This window comes from Bacillus sp. FSL K6-0972, from assembly GCF_037976035.1.
Lineage (GTDB): Bacteria > Bacillota > Bacilli > Bacillales > Bacillaceae > Bacillus > Bacillus haynesii.
Genome location: NZ_CP150260.1, coordinates 3,123,782 through 3,145,009, shown reverse-complemented (window position 1 = coordinate 3,145,009; position 21,228 = coordinate 3,123,782). Strand labels below are relative to the sequence as shown.

General features: G+C 46.5%; 22 protein-coding genes. 18 read left to right on the top strand and 4 right to left on the bottom strand.

Annotated features, from left to right (window positions below; genetic code table 11):
• The first annotated feature begins 62 nt into the window (after positions 1 to 62).
• The 15 genes from sppA (at position 63) to MKX80_RS15840 (ending at position 13,363) form a co-directional block, all read left to right on the top strand.
• Positions 63 to 1,070 carry a signal peptide peptidase SppA gene (sppA, locus tag MKX80_RS15910; protein WP_154999339.1) on the top strand — a complete coding sequence of 336 codons (1,008 nt, stop codon included), beginning with the start codon at positions 63 to 65 and terminating at the stop codon, positions 1,068 to 1,070.
• A 15-nt stretch (positions 1,071 to 1,085) separates the two neighbouring features.
• A complete protein-coding gene (locus tag MKX80_RS15905; protein ID WP_154999338.1) occupies positions 1,086 to 1,604 on the top strand; it encodes an RDD family protein in 519 nt (172 codons plus the stop codon).
• A gap of 125 nt (positions 1,605 to 1,729) precedes the next feature.
• Positions 1,730 to 2,413: a DUF2953 domain-containing protein gene (locus tag MKX80_RS15900; RefSeq protein WP_268315595.1), complete on the top strand. Its 684-nt coding sequence runs from the start codon at positions 1,730 to 1,732 to the stop codon at positions 2,411 to 2,413.
• A gap of 12 nt (positions 2,414 to 2,425) precedes the next feature.
• Complete coding sequence (ytfJ, locus tag MKX80_RS15895) at positions 2,426 to 2,884, top strand: GerW family sporulation protein (RefSeq protein WP_152848358.1); 459 nt, start codon at positions 2,426 to 2,428, stop codon at positions 2,882 to 2,884.
• Positions 2,885 to 3,028: 144 nt separating this feature from the next.
• Complete coding sequence (gene tpx, locus MKX80_RS15890) at positions 3,029 to 3,532, top strand: thiol peroxidase (protein ID WP_011198194.1); 504 nt, start codon at positions 3,029 to 3,031, stop codon at positions 3,530 to 3,532.
• A gap of 85 nt (positions 3,533 to 3,617) precedes the next feature.
• Complete coding sequence (locus MKX80_RS15885; RefSeq protein WP_268342865.1) at positions 3,618 to 4,604, top strand: class I SAM-dependent methyltransferase; 987 nt, start codon at positions 3,618 to 3,620, stop codon at positions 4,602 to 4,604.
• Between the two features lie 229 nt (positions 4,605 to 4,833).
• Entirely contained in the window at positions 4,834 to 6,021 is a 1,188-nt protein-coding gene (locus MKX80_RS15880; RefSeq protein WP_154999335.1) for an acetate kinase, read from the top strand.
• 97 nt (positions 6,022 to 6,118) lie between these two features.
• Positions 6,119 to 6,637: a molybdenum cofactor biosynthesis protein B gene (locus MKX80_RS15875; RefSeq protein WP_216930475.1), complete on the top strand. Its 519-nt coding sequence runs from the start codon at positions 6,119 to 6,121 to the stop codon at positions 6,635 to 6,637.
• Positions 6,638 to 6,830: 193 nt separating this feature from the next.
• Positions 6,831 to 8,042, top strand: a complete 1,212-nt coding sequence (locus MKX80_RS15870; RefSeq protein ID WP_075751951.1) for an argininosuccinate synthase — start codon at positions 6,831 to 6,833, stop codon at positions 8,040 to 8,042.
• A complete protein-coding gene (gene argH, locus MKX80_RS15865) occupies positions 8,039 to 9,418 on the top strand; it encodes an argininosuccinate lyase (RefSeq protein ID WP_154999333.1) in 1,380 nt (459 codons plus the stop codon). The genes MKX80_RS15870 and argH overlap by 4 nt, the downstream gene beginning before the upstream one ends.
• A 74-nt stretch (positions 9,419 to 9,492) precedes the next feature.
• Positions 9,493 to 9,636, top strand: coding sequence for a hypothetical protein (locus MKX80_RS15860; protein ID WP_176275233.1), 144 nt, complete (start codon positions 9,493 to 9,495; stop codon positions 9,634 to 9,636).
• Positions 9,637 to 9,797: 161 nt separating this feature from the next.
• Positions 9,798 to 10,559 (top strand): SDR family oxidoreductase, encoded by a 762-nt coding sequence (locus MKX80_RS15855; protein WP_075751953.1) that lies wholly within the window; start codon positions 9,798 to 9,800, stop codon positions 10,557 to 10,559.
• A 32-nt stretch (positions 10,560 to 10,591) separates the two neighbouring features.
• On the top strand, positions 10,592 to 11,278 hold the full coding sequence (locus MKX80_RS15850) for a metal-dependent hydrolase (protein ID WP_154999347.1): 687 nt from the start codon (positions 10,592 to 10,594) through the stop codon (positions 11,276 to 11,278).
• A 112-nt stretch (positions 11,279 to 11,390) separates the two neighbouring features.
• Positions 11,391 to 11,948, top strand: a complete 558-nt coding sequence (locus tag MKX80_RS15845; protein ID WP_154999332.1) for a PadR family transcriptional regulator — start codon at positions 11,391 to 11,393, stop codon at positions 11,946 to 11,948.
• Positions 11,949 to 12,040: 92 nt separating this feature from the next.
• The gene (locus MKX80_RS15840; protein WP_154999346.1) at positions 12,041 to 13,363 is read left to right on the top strand and encodes a CBS domain-containing protein; all 1,323 of its coding nucleotides are present in this window, start codon (positions 12,041 to 12,043) and stop codon (positions 13,361 to 13,363) included.
• 28 nt (positions 13,364 to 13,391) lie between these two features.
• On the opposite strand, the gene MKX80_RS15835 is transcribed toward MKX80_RS15840, so the two are convergent.
• Positions 13,392 to 13,694, bottom strand: coding sequence for a YtpI family protein (locus MKX80_RS15835; RefSeq protein ID WP_154999331.1), 303 nt, complete (start codon positions 13,692 to 13,694; stop codon positions 13,392 to 13,394).
• 148 nt (positions 13,695 to 13,842) lie between these two features.
• Here MKX80_RS15835 and MKX80_RS15830 point away from each other — a divergent pair, with 148 nt between their 5' ends.
• Entirely contained in the window at positions 13,843 to 14,787 is a 945-nt protein-coding gene (locus MKX80_RS15830; protein ID WP_268342869.1) for a bifunctional oligoribonuclease/PAP phosphatase NrnA, read from the top strand.
• A 116-nt stretch (positions 14,788 to 14,903) separates the two neighbouring features.
• Here MKX80_RS15830 and MKX80_RS15825 read toward each other — a convergent pair whose 3' ends face one another.
• The 3 genes from MKX80_RS15825 to MKX80_RS15815 form a co-directional block, all read right to left on the bottom strand.
• Complete coding sequence (locus MKX80_RS15825) at positions 14,904 to 15,083, bottom strand: hypothetical protein (RefSeq protein WP_043928670.1); 180 nt, start codon at positions 15,081 to 15,083, stop codon at positions 14,904 to 14,906.
• 111 nt (positions 15,084 to 15,194) lie between these two features.
• The gene (ytrI, locus tag MKX80_RS15820; RefSeq protein ID WP_176275229.1) at positions 15,195 to 15,698 is read right to left on the bottom strand and encodes a sporulation membrane protein YtrI; all 504 of its coding nucleotides are present in this window, start codon (positions 15,696 to 15,698) and stop codon (positions 15,195 to 15,197) included.
• Entirely contained in the window at positions 15,695 to 16,036 is a 342-nt protein-coding gene (locus tag MKX80_RS15815) for a YtrH family sporulation protein (RefSeq protein WP_043928672.1), read from the bottom strand. Before MKX80_RS15815 ends, ytrI begins: the two co-directional genes overlap by 4 nt.
• A 139-nt stretch (positions 16,037 to 16,175) precedes the next feature.
• Between MKX80_RS15815 and dnaE the strand changes: the two genes are divergently transcribed.
• Both dnaE and MKX80_RS15805 read left to right on the top strand, forming a co-directional pair.
• Positions 16,176 to 19,520: a DNA polymerase III subunit alpha gene (dnaE, locus tag MKX80_RS15810; protein WP_339227137.1), complete on the top strand. Its 3,345-nt coding sequence runs from the start codon at positions 16,176 to 16,178 to the stop codon at positions 19,518 to 19,520.
• A gap of 140 nt (positions 19,521 to 19,660) precedes the next feature.
• Positions 19,661 to 20,896 carry a malic enzyme-like NAD(P)-binding protein gene (locus MKX80_RS15805; protein WP_003184340.1) on the top strand — a complete coding sequence of 412 codons (1,236 nt, stop codon included), beginning with the start codon at positions 19,661 to 19,663 and terminating at the stop codon, positions 20,894 to 20,896.
• Positions 20,897 to 21,228 lie beyond the last annotated feature (332 nt).

Here is a 21,228-nt window from a genome sequence, read left to right as displayed (position 1 = left end):
TTTCTCTTCATATACGTACTAAGACATGCAGCTTTTTTATTCAAAGGAGGAGAACAGACAAAATGAATGCGAAAAGATGGATCGCACTTGTCATCGCGCTGGGCGTTTTTGCGTTATCTGCGGTGGTAAGCCTTTTGCTAGCAGTATTTGACACGGTGGGGAATGACGGAAAGATGCAGTTTGGTCTCAATGACACCCAGGAAGAAACAGTGCTTGAACAAGGAAACAGCTCAAGAAAAATCGCTGTGCTTGAAGTGAACGGAACGATTTCCGACAATGGCGGCGCTTCAGGCCTGTTCAGCTCTGAAGGCTATAACCACAGATCGTTTTTGCAAATGCTTGAAAAAGCAAAAGACGATTCTGCCGTAAAGGGCATTGTTCTGCGCGTCAATTCTCCGGGAGGCGGAGTGTACGAGAGCGCCGAAATACATAAGAAGCTTGAAGAGATCAAAAAAGATACGAAAAAACCGATTTACGTATCGATGGGCTCGATGGCTGCGTCTGGAGGCTATTATATTTCAACGCCTGCCGACAAAATCTTTGCAGCGCCGGACACGCTGACGGGTTCACTCGGGGTCATCATGGAAAGCCTCAACTACAGCAAGCTTGCAGAGAAGCTTGGATTAAAAACGGAAACGATTAAAAGCGGTGAGTTTAAAGATATCATGTCACCGACGCGCGATATGACGAAAAAAGAAAGAGAAATCATGCAGTCGATGGTCGATGACGCGTACGAAGGGTTTGTCGATGTCATAGCTGAAGGGCGCGGCATGTCCGAAAATGACGTGAAAAAAATTGCTGACGGACGAGTTTATGACGGCCGCCAGGCGAAACAGAATCATCTCATTGATGAACTCGGCTACTATGAAGATGCGGTCAAAGCGATGAAAAAAGACCACAAAAACCTTGCCGGCGCATCTGTTGTCAGCTATGAAGAATCAGCTGGACTTGCGTCGCTGTTTTCGATGACTGCAAATAAGATGTTTAAAAGCGAAGCTGATTTCTTAAACATTAAAGAAACGATTTCTCAATCCGGTGCACCGAGACTCATGTATTTATACGCCAAATAGGAGGGGACCGAAAAAATGGATGTGACTTATGATGGAAAGGATCATAATGAATTATCGCCTAATGTCGGCGTTTCCAGGGAAGAATCGGCCCCGCATGTAGAGCATGCCTATGCCGGTTTTTGGATCAGGCTGTTTGCTTTTCTGCTCGACGGGATTGTTGTCGGCAGCATCAACAAATTAGCGGTTTCACCTGTATTCAGCCTGCTGAATCTCCCTAAAGAATCAGGGTTTTTCACCTTTTCGCTTTATTCTTTTGTGACGGCGGCAGTATTTTTTGCTTACTTTGTCCTGATGACGAAGTATTTCGGACAGACGTTGGGCAAGATGGTATTCGGGCTGAAGGTCGTGTCGCTTGTCCCGGAAAAAGGGCTGACATGGGATGTGATCTTGTTTAGGGAGTTTATCGGCCGCTATATCAACAGTTTGTATATTACGTATCTTGTTGCTGCGTTTTCGCCAAAGAAACAAGGGATTCACGATTTCTTTGCGGACACTGCGGTTATCCATGAAAAACTGTATCGAAAAAAAGACTGATTGTTTCAAACCCGGCTGCTAAAAGATAGCCGGGTTTTTTGCTGCCTGTGAATCGGCGGAATTCCGGCTATGTTTATTTTTCCAGTTTTCTTCCTATAATGCTTAGTATAAGAGGAAGTGAAATCATGGTTTACATATGGATTGCGGGAGTTTTCATTCTTTTGGCAGCGATTATAATGATGAAAATCCGCGTAGCGATCGAATATCTTCATACAGACGATGACGACCGGCTAACCGTCAAAGTTCGGACAGCTTTTGGCCTTCTGCGCATCAAAAGGGAGATTCCGGTGATTAAAATCAACCAGGAGGATATGACCGTTGATGTGAAAGAACAGACGAATTCGGCTCTGAAAAAAGATAAAAAGAGGAGAAAAGTCGGCTATCGGGAAGTGTTTGATAGTACGAAGCAAATCAAAAAATTGGTGGAGCAGGTCATCAATATGCAGCCGATCATCCGCCGGTTTATGAAGCGGATTCACGTCACGAAGCTTGAATGGACCTCTGTCCTCGGCTTTCCTGACGCGGCTTTAACCGGGATTGTCACGGGAGGCGCCTGGTCTCTGAAAGCCGGCACGGTGGCTCTCTTACATCAGCTTTTTTGTTTTGACAGCCAACCGGAATACGAGGTGATTCCAGCCTTTAACAGCCGTTCCTCCAAAACGCATCTGACATGTATATTCCATTTTCGGGTTGGACATGCTATAACCGCAGCTTTCAGAATCGTGATGAACTGGGAAGGGAAAATGCGCGGCTTATTTAAGCTGCCAAAAAATCTGTCAGGTTCAACAAAGAATGATTCATCAGTATAGGAGGAATGTAATATGGCTGAACATCCAATTCAAGGTTTGATGAAAACCGCAATGGAAAACTTAAAAGAAATGATTGATGTCAATACCATTATCGGAGATCCTGTAGAAACACCTGACGGCAGCGTCATCCTAACCGTCTCCAGAGTGGGATTCGGTTTTGCGGCTGGCGGAAGCGAGTTCGGCGGTAATAAACCGGCCGAATCCAAAGCGAGCGATGGAGATCGCGAACGAAAAGAATCGAAGCTCCCGTTTGGCGGGGGAAGCGGAGGAGGCGTATCGATTACGCCGATTGCTTTTTTGATTGTCGGATCATCAGGCGTTAAAATACTGCATTTGGATGAAAACACGCACGTCATCGATAAGATTTTAGACTCAGCTCCGCAAACGATCGAACGGATTCAGCATATGTTTAAGAAAAATGATAAGCAGAAGCAAAATATGAACCGTCAAAACCAGACGCCTCCTTTTTAAAAGCCACGGCTTTTGGTAACAGAGTCCCAGAAGTTAACTGTTCCTGCAGCAGTTAACTTTTTTTGTCTCTGCCGGACTTAAGCTTTGCAGTTTGTCCTAAACTCTTTTATAGTAGAGTCATACATAAATGAAGGAGGAATGATGATGGCTTCAATTACATTTAAAGGAAACCCGGTGACACTGGTGGGTTCTGAAGTAAAAGTCGGAGACCAGGCGCCTGATTTCACGGTTTTGTCCAATTCGCTTGAGGAAGTCACACTTCAAGACATCAAAGGCAAACCAGCGGTTATTTCGGTGATTCCGTCTATCGATACAGGTGTTTGTGACGCACAGACCCGCCGCTTTAACGAAGAAGCCGCAGGCCTCGGTTCAGTGAAAGTGTATACGATCAGCGCTGACCTGCCGTTTGCACAGGCGCGCTGGTGCGGAGCAAACGGAATTGAAAATGTGGAAACATTGTCAGATCACAGGGAGATGTCTTTTGGGGAAGCCTTCGGGGTTTACATTAAAGAATTGAGATTGCTTGCCCGCGCCGTATTTGTATTAGATGAAAACGGAAAAGTCGTCTACACTGAATACGTCAGCGAAGCGACAAACCATCCTGACTACGACAAAGCCATCGAAGCTGCCAAATCACTCGTTAAGTAAATTCAACTCATAAAAGGGCTCCAGGTGATCATCTTGCCGGAGCTCTTTTCATGGCTTTGATTTTTTGATAAGGAGAGACATCATCATGCAAAACTATCCAGTCGAAACGATTTATGAATGGCTTGACAAAGGAGCGGAAGTCATCGCACGCGACCGGCAGATCCCTTACATAGAAGGATTGGCGGAAGCCGGAGAGGCATTCTTTACAGGTTCTGCGGACCGCGGGCTTTCCGAAGAAGCCGAACAAAAGGTGAAGGATCTGATCGACCGTGCACGCTTTTCAGAAGGCAGCCATGAGGCGATACGGAAAGCTTTCCAGCTTGCCATACTGAAAGGTCAGAAAGATATTCCCCATCCGAACAGACAGATGACGCCGGATACGATTGGTTTATTTATCGGATATCTTGTAAACAAATTTATGGGACCCAAAAAAGGATTGACGCTGTTTGATCCGGCGGTCGGCACTGGAAACCTGCTGCTAGCCGTTTTGAACCAGCTGGCTGAGGAAGCGGGAAAAGCGTTTGGCTCAGAGATCGATGACGTCCTGATCAAGCTCGCCTATGTCCAGGCAAACCTGCAGGAAAAGGAAATCGAGCTTTTTAACCAGGACAGCCTGCAGCCGATTTTTATGGAACCTGCCGATGCGGTCATCTGCGATCTTCCCGTCGGCTATTATCCTGATGACGAAAGTGCGCGTGCTTTCGAATTAAAGGCAGATGAAGGCCACTCTTTTTCACACCATTTGTTTATTGAACAAAGCTTGACCTACACCAAACCGGGCGGCTATTTATTTTTTATGATTCCGAACCACTTGTTTGAAAGCAATCAAAGCGATAAGCTGCGCACCTTTTTAAAGGACAATGCGCATATTAATGCAGTGCTTCAGCTTCCGCTGTCCATTTTCAAAGATGAAGCACATGCAAAGAGCATTTTGGTATTACAAAAGCATGGCGAACAGGCGAAAGCGCCTAAACAGGTCCTGCTCGCACAAGTGCCGTCATTCGCCAATCAGGATGCGATGCTGAAAATGACAGCCAAACTTGACAACTGGTTCCAGGCTGAAAAAAGATAAGCAGATCAGAGAAGATATATTCTCTGATCTATTTTTATATTCAGAAAATAATAATTTCTTTGTGAAAGCGTTAACATGTCGGATCGTGACTTGAAATGCACTCTTTTGAGTGTTTAAATGAGAAAGGCAGATATTTTTTGAATTTACTAAGAACGATTTTATACATATTTTTTATGATCCGGGTTGAACATAATGTCACCGGACTATAGGTAAAAAGGAGCGTCATTTTATGTCCAAAATTATTGCAATCAATGCTGGAAGCTCATCACTGAAATTTCAACTGTTCGAAATGCCCAGCGAAAAAGTATTAACAAAAGGCCTTGTTGAGCGAATCGGGCTTGATAACGGGATCTTCACGATTTCCGTCAACGACGAAAAAAAGACTGAAACAACAGATATTCCGGATCATTCCGTAGCCGTAAAAATGCTGCTGGATAAACTGACAAAATTCGGCATTATCAAAGATTTAAACGAAATCGACGGAATCGGACACCGCGTCGTACACGGCGGCGAAAAGTTCAGCGACTCCGTTTTATTGACGGATGAAATGATCCATGAGATCGAAGAGATTTCAGAACTTGCACCGCTTCATAACCCGGCCAATATTGTCGGAATTAAAGCGTTTAAAGAAGTTCTTCCGAATGTTCCTGCCGTGGCCGTTTTTGATACGGCATTCCATCAAACGATGCCGGAACAATCTTATCTGTACAGTCTGCCATATGAATATTATGAGAAATTCGGCATCCGTAAATACGGTTTCCATGGCACATCTCATAAATATGTGACTGAACGTGCGGCAGAGCTTCTCGGCCGTCCGATTGAAGAACTTCGCCTGATTTCCTGCCACCTTGGAAACGGAGCAAGCATCGCAGCTGTTGAAGGCGGCAAATCAATCGATACATCAATGGGCTTCACACCGCTTGCCGGTGTGGCGATGGGTACGCGTTCAGGAAACATCGATCCTGCGCTTATCCCGTTCATTATGGAGAAAACGGGTCAAACAGCCGACGAAGTCCTGAACACGCTCAATAAAAAGAGCGGTCTTTTAGGTATTTCAGGATTCTCAAGCGATCTGCGCGATATCGTTGAAGCAACTAAAGAAGGTAATGAGCGTGCGGAAACAGCGCTTGAAGTATTCGCAAGCAGAATTCATAAATACATCGGTTCTTATGCAGCGAGAATGAGCGGAGTAGACGCGATCATTTTCACTGCCGGCATCGGGGAAAACAGCGTTGAAGTCAGAGAGCGCGTTCTTCATGGTTTGGAATTCATGGGTGTTTATTGGGACCCTGCGTTGAATAACGTCCGAGGACAAGAAGCGTTTATCAGCTATCCGCATTCACCTGTGAAAGTCATCGTCATCCCGACGAATGAAGAAGTAATGATTGCAAGAGACGTCGTCAGACTGGCTCACTAAAAATATAAAACAGCCTTCTCTTTACAAGGAGGGCTGTTTTTTTATGCATCTTCCCCTTTATAATGAAAAAAGACTGTATAAAGGAGGCTGTATAGCCATGAGTGTTGAGGAGCATAAAAAAGAAGCGCCGGACTGCGTCAACTGCAAAGTCATTACCATCAGCGATACAAGAACGGAAGACACAGATAAAAGCGGCCGGCTCATGAAAGAGTTTTTAGAGGAAGCCGGTCATGAGATCGTTTCTTATGAGATTGTAAAGGACGAAAAGGAAATGATTCAAAAAGCTGTGCTGGAAGGCTGTCTCGATAACCGGATCGATGCCATTCTATTAAACGGAGGGACGGGCATTGCCTCAAGAGATGTAACAATCGAGTCAATCGTTCCTCTTTTTTCGAAAGAAATTCCGGGGTTTGGGGAGATATTCCGCATGCTGAGTTATACCGAGGATATCGGAGCGGCTGCAATCCTCTCAAGAGCTGCAGCGGGTGTTATTCAAAACAAAGCCGTGTTTGCAACACCGGGTTCAAGCGGGGCGGTAAAGCTTGCAATGTCAAAGCTGATTGTGCCTGAGCTTGCCCATGTCATCAGAGAACTGAGAAAAGATATGAAAAAGTAAAGCCGGAAAGCCCTCCGGCCGAACGCTGAATATGCACTGAACTTCATTCATAAAAAATGAATGAAGTTTTTTTTATAAAAAGGTTGAAAAAACCAGACTTCCTTGTTAAAGTGTATACATATTAAATGTATTTTTATTAAATAAAACTTATTTTTATACAAAAAGAGCACCGAGATGAGAGGAGTTTTTCAAAATGACGCAAAAGAAAAAAGTGGTTTTAGCATATTCAGGAGGACTTGATACTTCTGTCGCGATAAAGTGGCTGCAGGAACAGGGATATGATGTAGTGGCTTGTTGCCTTGACGTCGGTGAGGGAAAGGACCTCGCATTTGTTCAGCAAAAAGCGCTTCAAGTCGGGGCCTCTAATTCATATGTTATCGATGCAAAAGAAGAATTTGCGAAAGAGTTTGCCCTGACCGCCCTCCAGGCCCATACGCTTTATGAAGGAAAGTACCCGCTTGTATCAGCCCTGTCCAGACCGCTGATCGCCAAAAAGCTCGTCGAAGTGGCTGAGAAAGAAAACGCACAAGCCGTGGCTCACGGCTGCACAGGCAAAGGAAATGACCAAGTGCGCTTCGAGGTGTCCATTAAATCGCTCAATCCGGATTTGGAGGTGCTGGCACCTGTGCGCGAATGGAAATGGTCGCGCGACGAAGAGATCGCGTATGCAGAAAAGCACGGCATTCCGATTCCAATCAACCTTGACAGCCCGTATTCAATCGACCAGAACCTGTGGGGCAGAAGCAATGAATGCGGTGTCCTGGAAGATCCATGGGCGGCGCCTCCAGAAGGGGCTTATGATTTGACGAAGCCGCTTGAAAAAACACCGGATACCCCTGATGTGATCGAAATCGCTTTTGAAGAAGGCGTTCCGGTATCCATTGACGGAGCTCACTACCCGCTGTCAGATTTGATTTTAAAGCTGAATGAACTGGCGGGCGCTCATGGAGTGGGGCGCATCGACCATGTTGAAAACCGCCTTGTCGGCATCAAATCACGCGAAGTGTACGAATGCCCGGGCGCGATGACTTTGATTAAAGCGCACAAAGAGCTTGAAGATTTGACATTGGTAAAAGAAGTGGCGCATTTCAAACCTCTGATCGAACAAAAAATGGCTGAAGTGATCTATAACGGCTTGTGGTTTTCTCCGCTTAAAGACGCGCTTTCCGGTTTCCTGAAAGAAACGCAGAAACATGTCACAGGCGTCGTCCGCGTCAAGCTGTTCAAAGGCCACGCGATCGTTGAAGGACGTAAATCCGAATACTCCCTGTATGATGAAAAACTGGCGACGTATACAAAAGACGATGCATTCGATCATCACGCTGCCGTCGGCTTTATCGAGCTGTGGGGACTGCCGACGAAAGTAAACAGCATCGTTCAAAAAAAGGAGCAGATTAAAGCATGAAAAAGCTGTGGGGAGGCCGGTTCCAAAAAACACCGGAAAAATGGGTCGATGAGTTCGGCGCTTCGATCCACTTTGACAAAACGCTCGTGAAAGAAGACATCGCAGGGTCTCTCGCTCATGCTTCCATGCTTGAAAAATGCGGCATTTTAACCGAAGCAGAAGCGGAAAAAATAAAAGAAGGCCTGACATCCCTTTTGCACAAAGCGGAAAAAAACGAACTCAATTTTTCAGTCGATTACGAAGATATTCACCTCAACCTTGAAAAAATGCTCATTGACGAAATCGGGCCGCTCGGGGGAAAACTTCATACGGCCAGAAGCCGAAACGACCAGGTAGCAACGGATATGCACCTGTATTTAAAAGGGCACACTGAGCATATCATCGTGCTGATTACGGCTTTTCAACACGTGTTGATCGAAAAAGCGGAAGAACACGTGGAGACGATACTGCCGGGATATACCCATTTGCAGCGGGCCCAGCCGATCTCGTTCGCGCACCATTTGCTGGCTTACTTCTGGATGCTGGAGCGCGACAAAGAACGCTATCATGATTCATTCAAGCGGATTAACAAGTCTCCTCTCGGATGCGGGGCGCTCGCCGGAACGACATTTCCGATCGACCGCGAATATTCCGCAGGTCTGCTCGGCTTTGATTCGATATATGAAAACAGCTTGGACGGCGTCAGCGACAGGGATTTTATCCTTGAATTTTTAAGCGCGAGCAGCATTCTGATGATGCATCTGTCAAGATTCTCCGAAGAAATCATTCTTTGGTGTTCCCAGGAATTTAAATTCATTGAACTTGATGACACCTATGCTACGGGAAGCAGCATGATGCCGCAAAAGAAAAACCCGGACATGGCGGAGCTCATCCGCGGGAAAACCGGACGCGTATACGGTGATCTGATCGGCCTCCTGACGATTATGAAAGGGCTCCCGTTAGCATACAATAAAGATTTGCAGGAAGACAAAGAAGGTATGTTTGATACTGTCAAAACGGTCGAAGGAAGCCTTGAGATTTTTGCCGGCATGATTAAAACAATGACAGTGAATAAAAATATGATGAAAAAAGCAACGGAGCAGGATTTTTCAAATGCAACTGAACTTGCCGACTATCTGGCGAAAAAGGGAATGCCGTTCAGAGAGGCGCACGAAGTCGTCGGAAAACTTGTCTACACCTGTATCGAAAAAGGTATTTATCTCAGCGGCTTGCCGTTTGAAGAGTTCAAAAAGGCAAGCGGGCTGTTTGAGGAAGACGTCTACATCGTGCTCGACCCGCACCATGCCGTCGAAAAAAGAATGAGTGAAGGCGGGACGGGATTCAAAAAAGTGGAAGAAGCCATTCAAAAGGCGAAGCATTGTTTGAACAATTTTTAACACTTTCCGATTCGATTCATAACTGTGCGGCTTCATACGCAAAATAAATTTGTGAATCGAAAAGGGGTGTGGCAATGAAACAAGATCAGTCAAAACACGCATGCATGTATGATGCCGACGGAGATAAAGAAACCGTTCAGCAAATCTCTGATGCTTATTTCAGCGGATTTGTCGCGCACGATGACGCACAGCCGTTAGCTGACGCAGATAAACAATAGAAAGCTGGAGCCCGTAACAGCGGGCTTCAGCTTTCTTCTGTCTGCCGATTGTTTTTGAGCAGCGATTGACACTCCCGATGCTCCAAATGTGATATCCTAAGGGATTTGTAGTAAAGTATAGGTAGATTCATGCAATCATTTGATGCCTGGGAGGGAAAGATGTGCGCCATGCGTTAATTACTGCCGGTTCAAAAGGTTTAGGGCGTAAAGTGACGGAAGCCCTGCTTGAAAAAGGCTACTCAGTGACGGTGAATTACAGGCAGGACGAAGAAGCTGTCAGCCGCCTCAAAGAAAAATGGCGGTCATCCCTTGACCGTTTGCAGTTTGTAAAGGGAGATGTCACAAGGAAAGAAGACCTGCTCCGGATGGTGAATGCCGCTCTTGAACGATTTGGAAAAATTGATCTTCTGATCAATAATGCCGGCCCATACATATTTGAACGAAAAAAGCTCGCAGATTATACTGATGATGAATGGTATGACATGCTTGAAGGCAACTTAAGCTCTGTCTTCCATCTGTTTAAAGCGGTTGTTCCGGTCATGAGGCGCCAGCGGTTCGGCCGCATTATCACATACGGGTTCCAGGGGGCAGACCATGCGCCGGGCTGGCTGCATCGTTCCGCTTTTGGAGCGGCAAAAGTAGGGCTGGCATCTTTAACAAAAACGATCGCCATTGAAGAAGCGGGCTCAGGCATCACAGCCAACATGGTCTGTCCAGGCAACATCGTCGGGGATATGAAAGAGGCCTCGATTTCAGAAGCGAGGGCGTCACTTGATGAGGAAACGCCGATCGGCAGGTCGGGAACCGGTGAAGATATCGCAAGGATCATCACTTTTCTATGCGATGAACATTCCGACTACATTACGGGAACAGTCATTGAAGCGACAGGCGGCTTGAATGTGATTAACCGTCATTCTCTCTAGACGTGCGAAATTAAAAAACAGGGGTGGATATGATGAAAGTGACATATCATGGTCATTCAGTGGTAACAGTTGATACGGGAAATCATCAGTTGATCTTCGATCCGTTTATTACAGGAAATTCTTTAACCGATTTAAAGCCGGAAGAGGTCAAAGCGGATGTCATCTTGCTGACCCACGGTCATAGCGATCATGTCGGCGATACCGTCGAAATCGCCAAGCGAAACAATTCGCTCGTTGTAGCTCCGAATGAACTCGCGGTCTATCTAGGGTGGAAAGGTCTGAATGTACATCCGATGCATATCGGCGGCTCCCATCAGTTCGATTTTGGCAAAGTCAAGTTGACACAGGCTTTCCACGGATCGGCTTACACGGAAGAAGACAGCCAAAAGATCATCTATACCGGCATGCCGGCGGGAATCCTGCTGACTGTGGAAGGAAGGACGATTTTTCATGCTGGCGACACAGGGCTTTTCTCAGATATGAAGCTGATCGGTGAATTAAATCACATCGACCTCGCCTTCTTGCCGATCGGCGATAATTTTACGATGGGCCCGGAGGACGCCAAACTGGCCGCAGAATGGCTCAGGGCGAAACAGGTTGTCCCGGTTCACTACTCGACGTTCCCCGTCATCGAACAGGATCCGCATGCATTTGCGGACAGCCTTCCTGGCGGAGTCGGAAAAGTGCTTGAGGTCGGTGAGTCAATCGAATTTAAATAAACTTGTTTTTAGAGGGCCCGAATCCGGGCCCTTTTTTCGGTTGAACCGGTTATGTGTCTATCAAAACATCCATGATATAATGTAGGAATCGGATTCATCTTGGAGGGTGATTATGAGGGTATTGAAATACGCGATTTTGGGGCTCCTTGATCATGGGAGTTTAAGCGGCTACGATATGACAAGCCGGTTTAAAGCCGAATTGGGCCAATTTTGGAGCGCCAAGCACAGTCAGATTTATCCCGAGCTGAAAAAGCTGACGGATGAAGGATTTATCGAATTTGAAACGGTGATCCAAGGCTCAAAGCTAGAAAAGAAAATGTATTCCATCACAGAGGCCGGAAAGCGTGAACTTCACGGGTGGCTTACGGAATTCAAGCCGGTCCCCGATACGGTAAAAGATGAATTTATGCTGAAAGCTTATTTTATCTCTTCGATGGAACCTGATGAAGCGAAAAGACTTTTTGCCGATCAGCTTCAAAAGCGGCAGGAGAAAGCTGTTTTTTTAAAAACCAAGCTCGATGAATTGAAGCGTGAAGCGGGTGAATCGATATCTTTCCGCTCGCCTCATTTCGGCCATTACCTTGTATTGACCCGGGCGCTTGAGCGGGAAAACGGCTATTGTTCATGGCTTGAAAAAGCGCTTCTCCTGATGGAGAATGATCAGTCTTAGGCGGCCATGATGTTGTGAAGGCGGATTGCGGTTCAATTGCACAACGATTTATAATAAACATATCTAGCAGTCAGAGGATGAAGGTGAAACGATTGGCGACAAAACACGAACAGATTTTAAAATATATTGATTCTTTGTCCGTCGGCGAAAAAATCTCCGTCAGGCGGATTGCCAAAGAAATGAAAGTCAGTGAAGGAACTGCTTACAGAGCGATAAAAGAAGCTGAGAATAAAGGATTTGTCAGCACGATCGAAAGGGTCGGAACGATCAGGATCGAGCAAAAGAAAAAAGAGAATATTGAAAAACTGACATACGCTGAAGTGGTGAATGTCATTGACGGCCATGTGCTTGGCGGAAAAGCAGGGCTTCATAAAACACTCAACAAATTCGTCATCGGAGCGATGAAGCTTGATGCGATGATGAGATATACCGGAGCGGGCAACCTGCTGATTGTCGGCAACCGAATCGATGCGCACCGCCAGGCTTTAGAAGCGGGTGCTGCCGTGCTGGTGACGGGCGGTTTTGATACGGAGCCGGAGATTATTGAGCTTGCCGACAGGCTCGAGCTCCCGGTCATTTCGACAAGCTATGATACATTTACTGTAGCGGCGATGATCAACAGGGCGATTTATGACCAGCTCATCAAAAAAGAAGTCGTGCTTGTTGAGGATATTTTGACCCCTTTGGAAAAAACAGTCTGCTTATCACCTCATGAAAAGCTCGAAAGATGGTATGAGAAAAATTTTGAAACGGGACACGGACGCTTTCCCATTGTTGACGAGCAGATGAAAATCCACGGCATTTTAACTTCGAAAGATGTTGCCGGATATGACCGCTCTGTATTGATTGAAAAAGTCATGACGAAAAACCCGATTACAGTGATCGGCAAAACGTCTGTCGCTTCAGCGGCGCAGATGATGGTCTGGGAAGGGATTGAAGTGCTTCCCGTCGTTGACGAGCGGCAAAAGCTGATCGGCATGATCAGCAGGCAGGATGTATTAAAGGCGCTTCAAATGATTCAAAAACAGCCCCAGGTCGGCGAGAAACTCGATGACATCGTGACCGGCGGTTTCAAAGAATCAGACAATGACAAAAACAAGCCGGTTCCGGTCTATCAATACGAAGTAACACCGCAGATGACAAACCACTTGGGGACGATTTCCTACGGCGTGTTTACGACGATTTTGACCGAAGCTGCAAACCGCTTTTTGCGATCGCGCAAAAAAGGCGAACTCGTGATTGAGAGCATGACGATTTATTTTTTAAAGCCTGTGCAAATGGAGTCTGTCATTGAAATAAAACCGAACATTCTCGAAGCCGGGAGAAAGTTCGGAAAAATGGATATAGAAGTTTTTCACCAGGGTGCTCTCGTCGGCAAAGCGATGATGATGGTTCAGCTGATGGAAAGAAGCTAAGGGACGCGGCCAGTGTCCCTCTTTTTGCTTATGCGTTCTCCCGTTCGTTTTCTTTCGCAAGCAAAGGGACATAGTGCTTATAGGCTTTGTAGCCGGCCCACATGCTCCCGAGCCCGGTCAGCATAAAAATAACGCCGATGACGTCAGCCAGTGTGCCGCGGTTTAAAAGCAGCTGATTAGCGCCGAAGAACATGATAAACAGGCCCAGACTCATGCTTGACTTGGCCGAATAGTATTCCCGTTCAATCGCTTTTTTGGTGCGCACATACCTTACTTTGAAGTACACATAAGCTATCGCTGAAACCACAATGAAAAAAACAAAAAACGGCATAATCGACATCCTCCATTGTAAGTTTTACAAACCCATTGTATACATAATCGGGTTCGCTTTCTACAATAAAAAGTCATAACTTTCACTTTCCACCAACAACAGATTATGATTTAATGGTTAAAAACAAAGTAAAGAAGGGGCGCGCGTCATGAAAAAAGAAATCATCAGAACCATATCATTATATGACACGATCATTATACATAGACATGTGAGACCGGATCCTGATGCCTACGGATCCCAATGCGGTCTTACGGAAATCCTGAGGGCAACCTATCCTGAAAAAAATATTTTCGCGGTCGGAGCGCCTGAGCCTTCCCTCGCTTTTTTGTACACCCCCGATGTGATTGAAGACACGGTGTATGAAAATGCACTTGTCATCGTCTGTGACACGGCCAATCAAGCGAGAATTTCCGATTCGCGCTACAACCTGGGCGACAAGCTGATCAAAATCGACCATCATCCGAATGAAGACCAATACGGCGACCTTTTATGGGTGGATACGAGTGCGAGCTCGACGAGCGAGATGATTTACGAACTGTATTTAGCGGGTAAAGAACAAGCGGGATGGACGCTTACGACAAAGGGTGCCGAACTGATCTATGCCGGCATTGTGGGGGATACAGGGCGCTTCCTATTTCCGAACACGACAAAAAAGACATTGAAATATGCCGGAGAGCTGATAGAGTATCCTTTTGCTTCACAGGCGCTATTTGAACAATTATATGAGACGAAATTAAATGTTGTGAGGCTGAATGGTTATATTTACCAGAATGTTTCTCTGTCCGAAAACGGTGTTGCGTCGGTTTTCATCACCCGTGACATTTTACATCAATACAATATTACGCCGTCTGAAGCTTCACAGCTTGTCAGTACGCTCGGCAATATTTCAGGGATCAAAGCATGGGTGTTTTTTGTGGAGGAAGCCGATCAAATCAGGGTAAGGCTTCGTTCAAAGGGGCCGATTGTCAATGAAGTCGCTAAAAAATACAACGGCGGGGGCCATCCGCTCGCAGCCGGAGCTTCCATCTATGACTGGAAAGACGCTGATCTTGTCATCGCTGACTTGGAGCGGATATGCAAAGAAAACAAATAAGAGGGGAAATCCCTCTTTTTTTGTGCAGTTCAACTGCAAGCGTTTGCATAATATCTTGCGAAAAAGTAAACAGCAGCAAAGTGTAAGCGGATCATTTTACGCATGGCAGCTGCTGTTTATTCAGGTATAAACCATGATCCGATATCTGTTACATCCTCATAAACATGGATGTTTTGGGCTTTTAACTCTCTTTTGATAAGGGACGCGAGACTTTCGGTTTCCGCATAAGCCGAGTAGCCCAGCTTGATCCGGTTGACTTTATCTCTTGCCAGCTGATGGTAACTGTAAATGTACATTCTGCTTTCCTCCCTTTTAAAAAAACTTACATATCGCTTACTGTCAGTTTAAATTAAAATATGGAAAAAAGCGACGAATGCATGTAAATCGTAAAAAAAAATCCATAATTTTTATTCGGAAAAAGAGATTTTGATTTCAACGGAAAGGCGCGTATAAATCGTCAGTTCGGTGACTTTCGCCTTATACTTTTTATCGTTTATCGTATACTCTTTATTTTCAATCGACCGCTTTAAAAGCTCTTTCGTCCGGTGGACGCTTTCGATATCCTTTGTGATGACATCTGAAATGTTATCCCGGACATGCTCTTCAAAGTTCATCATGTCGGGCTGTGACAGCTTGTATTGCTTGCCGTTGATCAGCTTGACGTCGACGCTTTGAATCAGCAGTTTTCTTTTATTATCTTCATTCAGCTTATGAAGGTCTTCCCGGTAAATGGTGATTTGGTCATTTAAATCATTGATGCGCTCTTTCTGTTCCCTTATCAAGACGACCTGCTTCTCCTGAAAGGTGCCGTATGTAAACAGGAACACGAACCAGCTGATGATGGCTCCGCACATCATTCCCGCAAAAAAACGCTGCCACCCCGGCTTTTTATAATAAGGAGGGATTCTCATGAAGAAAGATGCTCCTGTGTGAGCCAGTTGATGATCAGATAGCCGGTCTGCGCTCCTCCCATCGCCGAAAGAATCAGGAGAAGCTGCTTGACGATGTCTCTCGTATTGCCTTCAATAATGCCCCTTTCAAAGCTGTAGACCGCATCAAACGTGCCGCCGATTGCCGCAACCAGCGCCCAGATTTTCAGGCGGTTTGCGAGGCTTGTAATGATCGTTAAAGGCGGCTGCCCCGACAAATAGGCGCCGATCCCCCCGATTAAGCAACCGCCGAGAAGCACGCCAAGCGCAATAAAATAACAGCTGATAAAGTTTGGGAAAAAGGGCTGTTCAGGATCCATTCCGATCACCTCACCTTATCACACTATATGGACAAAGAAAGACAAGTATGATTGTTGATCAAAGAAAGAACATTTGTTTCTCATTCGATCCCATCATATAATGAAAAGAGACGGCTCGAAAAAGGAAGGGGTGACAGAAATGCCTTTTGTTCACCTGCAAGTACATAGCGGTTACAGCTTATTAAACAGCTCCGCTTCCGTAGAGGATCTCACGGCCAAAGCCAAAGAGCTGGGCTACAGCGCAATGGCGCTGACGGATGACGAGGTCATGTACGGGGCGGTGGAATTTTATAAATCATGCAAAAAACGCGGCATCAAGCCGATTATCGGGCTGACGGCCTCTGTTTTAACGGATGAAAAAGAAGAGCTTTCATATCCGCTCGTTCTTTTGGCAAAAACAAACAAAGGCTACCAAAACCTGCTGAAAATCAGCAGCGTGTTGCAGTCGAAATCAAAAACCGGCATCAAGGAAAAATGGCTCAAAAGCTATCATGAAGGTCTCATTGCGCTGACAACGGGCGGGACAAGCCATGTTGAAGCGTTGTTGAAAGAAGGGCTGATCGAAGAGGCGAAGGACGCCGCCCTCCGCTGCCTTTCGATCTTCGGAGAAGGCAGCTTCTATTTGTCGTATCAGCCGTACAAGGGCGACCCGCTTCTCTCTGAACGCATTCTGGAGCTCAGCGAACATACGGGAATTCCAATTGCCGCAACCGGCGATGTACGCTACATCGAAAAAGAGGACGCGGCAGCTTATACGTGTTTAAAGGCGATTAAAGCGGGTGAGAAGCTGAACGAAGACATGAAGGCTGAAGGAGATCTGCATCTTGAGCTCAAGCCGCCCGCTGAAATGCTGGAGGTTTACAGGGATCGTCCGGACGCGTTGGAGAATACAGTCAAAATCGCGGACCGATGCCGAGTGGACCTGAGCCTTGGCCAAACGCGCCTGCCGAAATATCCGGCGCCTTCCGGCAAGAATGCCGACGATTACTTGGCCGAGCTTTGTTTTCTCGGACTGGAAAAACGGTTTGGCGCCGCTCCGAGAGAGTATGTCGAGCGGCTTGAGTATGAGCTGAAAGTGATTCGCGACATGGCTTTCAGCGACTATTTTTTGATCGTTTGGGATTTCATGAAGTTCGCACACGATAACGGCATTATTACAGGGCCGGGGCGCGGATCGGCAGCCGGTTCTCTCGTCGCTTATACGCTGTTTATCACAGATGTCGACCCGATCAAGCACAAATTGCTGTTTGAACGGTTTTTAAATCCGGAGCGCATCAGCATGCCCGATATCGATATCGATTTTCCCGATACGCGAAGGGATGAAGTCATCCAGTATGTGAAAAATAAATACGGGGCACTGCACGTAGCACAAATTATCACGTTCGGTACATTGGCTGCAAAAGCGGCGCTCCGGGACGTCGGCAGAGTGATGGGCATCAGTCCGAAAGAAGCCGATCAGCTGGCGAAACTGATACCGTCCAAACCTGGAGTGACGCTGAAAGAGGCGAGAGCTCTTTCTCCTGAACTGGACAAGCGCCTAAACGGGTCAAAAAAGCTTCAGGACATATTTGAAACGGCGCAGAAAATCGAAGGGCTGCCGCGGCATACGTCGATTCATGCGGCGGGTGTCGTGTTGAGCGAGGAGCCGCTGACGAATATCATACCAATTCAGGAAGGACATGACGGCGTATATTTATCGCAATATTCGATGGGCTATCTCGAAGACTTGGGACTATTGAAAATGGATTTTCTCGGTTTGCGCAATTTAACGCTCATTGAATCGATCAAAACGCTGATCGAAAAAAGCGAGCGGGTCACCATCGACTTCTCGGCGATTCCCTATGAAGACGAACAGACGTTTAAGCTGCTGTCTGAAGGAGATACGACAGGTATTTTCCAGCTCGAATCAGCCGGCATGAGAAATGTTTTAAAAAGGCTCAAGCCATCGAGCCTTGAAGACATTGTCGCCGTCAATGCCTTGTACCGCCCGGGTCCGATGGAAAACATCCCGCTGTATATCGAAAGAAAGCACGACCGGGTTCCTGTGTCTTATCCGCACGAGGATTTGGCCGATATTCTGAAAGATACGTACGGCGTTATCGTTTATCAGGAACAGATCATGATGATCGCATCCCGTATGGCGGGTTTCAGGCTTGGAGAAGCCGACCTTTTGCGAAGGGCGGTCGGCAAAAAAAACAAGGAAATTCTCGATACAGAGAGAAATCATTTTATTAGTGGATGCTTGAAAAAAGGGTATTCCGTACAAGCGGCTAATGAAGTATACGATCTGATTGTGAAATTCGCCAATTACGGTTTTAACCGGAGCCATGCGGTTGCATACAGCATGATCGGCTACCAGCTCGCTTATTTAAAAGCGCATTACCCCCTCTACTTTATGTGCGGCCTCTTGACGAGTGCGATCGGAAATGAGGAAAAGCTTGCTCAGTACATCTATGAAGCAAAAGGGAAAGGGCTGAATGTTTTAGGTCCTTCCATCAATAAGAGCAGCTATCCGTTCGTCGTGGAAAACGGGGCGCTGCGCTACAGTTTAAGGGCTGTTAAAGGCGTCGGGATATCGGCTGTAAAAGAGATCTACAGGGCGAGAAAAGAAAAGCCGTTCGCAGATTTGTTTGACTTTTGTGTCAGGACTTCTGTGAAAAGCGTAAATCGGAAAACGATTGAAGCTTTAATTTTTGCCGGAGCAATGGATGAATTTGGTGAAAACCGGGCTACTTTGCTCGCTTCTGTCGATGTCGCGCTGGAGCATGCCGAATTGTTTGCAGGAGACAATGATCAGCTCGGCTTCTTTCTCGATGAAGGCTTGACGATCAAGCCGAAGTACGCCGAGACGGAAGAAATGCCGCTCGTCGACCTGCTGGCACACGAGAAGGAAACGCTCGGCATTTACTTTTCTGATCATCCGCTGAGCGTCCACCGCAAGAAACTGGACCATGCAGGTGCGCTGCCGATTATTCAGCTGCTCGCCTCCAGCCGTAAAAAGGCGGCTTTGGGCGGACTTTTGACGAAGATGAAGACGATCCGTACAAAAACGGGACAGACGATGGCTTTTCTGGAGCTGAGCGATGAAAGCGGGGAAATGGAGGCGGTTGTTTTTCCTGAACAGTTCAGGCAGCTTTCTCCGATCCTGGAAGAAGGCGTATCGCTTTTTGCAGAAGGACGCCTTGAGACAAGGAATGAAAAGCGCCAGCTCATTATTGCTGCGGCATCGCTCGTCGAATCGCTTCATGCAACAAAACAGCCGTCCGTCTATATTAAAGTGGAGGAAAGCCAGCACACCCACGATATCTTCAAGAAGATCAGCGGCATCCTGCTTGAACACAAAGGGGAAACGCCGGTCTGCGTCTATTATGAAAAACGGAAGCAAACGGTGCAGCTGCCGGAAAGCTACAATATCAAGGCTGATCACGCTGCCCTCTACAGGCTTAAGAGCGTTGTAGGTGAGAAAAATGTCGTGCTCAGATAACAGGTCCTGAGCATTTCTGATCAAAAAAGCGGTCAATTGTGTTATCATTTTTAAGATTCTAGGGTTCGTCTTACAAGAATCTTAAGCAGAAAACGAAGCAAAGTTTTTGGCAAAATTCCCTTGAAGGAGTGTTTGTTAACATGTCATTGAAAGAAAAAGCGCTGCATATGCACAAAGTAAACCAGGGCAAATTGGAATCAAAATCAAAAGTGCAGGTTCGCAATGCGGACGATTTAAGCCTTGCATATTCTCCGGGTGTGGCTGAACCCTGCAAAGCGATTTACGATGATAACAGCAAAGTATACGATTATACAATGAAGGGAAACATGGTAGCAGTCGTCTCGGACGGAACGGCTGTGCTCGGCCTCGGCAATATCGGCCCTGAAGCCGCCCTCCCTGTTATGGAAGGAAAAGCGGTTCTTTTCAAAAGCTTTGCCGGTGTGGACGCTTTCCCAATCTGTTTAAATACATCTGATGTCGACAAAATTGTTGAGACGGTCAAGCTGCTTGAGCCGACATTCGGCGGCGTCAACCTTGAAGACATTGCAGCGCCGAACTGTTTTGTCATTGAAGAACGCCTCAAAAAAGAAACGAAAATTCCGGTGTTTCACGATGACCAGCACGGTACAGCAATCGTAACGGTAGCAGGTCTCGTCAATGCGCTTAAGCTGTCCGGCAAAACGATGTCTTCAGTCAAAGTTGTGGCGAACGGCGCCGGCGCAGCGGGAATTGCCATCATTAAGCTTCTTTATCATTTCGGCGTGCGCGACATCATCATGTGCGACACGAAAGGCGCGATTTACGAAGGCCGTCCGAACGGTATGAATGCTGTTAAAGAAGAAGTTGCAAAATATACGAACAAAAACCGCATAGACGGATCGCTCAAAGACGTGATCAAAGACGCCGATGTCTTTATCGGTGTTTCCGTCGAAGGCGCTCTGACAAAAGAAATGGTCGAAAGCATGGCTGACAAACCGATCATTTTCGCCATGGCGAATCCAAATCCTGAAATTATGCCTGCCGAAGCGCATGAAGCCGGAGCAAGTGTCGTTGGAACGGGACGTTCTGACTTCCCTAACCAAGTGAACAACGTTCTCGCATTCCCCGGCATCTTCCGCGGGGCGCTCGATGTCCGCGCGACTCATATCAATGAAGAGATGAAAATCGCCGCGGTTGAGGCGATCGCATCACTCGTTTCCGATGAAGAGCTGAGACCCGAATATGTCATTCCGGCTCCGTTCGATCCAAGGGTCGCACCGGCCGTTGCCAAAGCGGTAGCCAAAGCCGCGATGGAAACAGGCGTTGCAAGAATTGATGTCGATCCTGAAGAAGTCGCTGAAAAAACAAGAAAGCTTGCAGTGATTGAAGGAAAATAAAACTCCATTTTTGATCAGCGCGTGATTGCTCTGGCCCAAAGAGCCGTCACGCGCTGTTTCTCGAATATGATGTACAGTTTTTCCTCTTATTGGGGACACTTGTAAGGGAATAAGCGGGTTGTAAAAATTTTTTTCAAATCGCTTTTCCGGACTTTTGTATCCGCTCTCAAGGCTGATATATCAATTTGTCAGTCTCTAACCGCATAAAGTGCGATTCGGCTGTTTGCCGTTCAAAAATGTCGAATTGAGGATGACACCGTTTGACAAAAAAAGTACAATAGTTTCGGTATAGTGATGTTCTAGTCTATAAACAGGACAGGCATACATGAAGA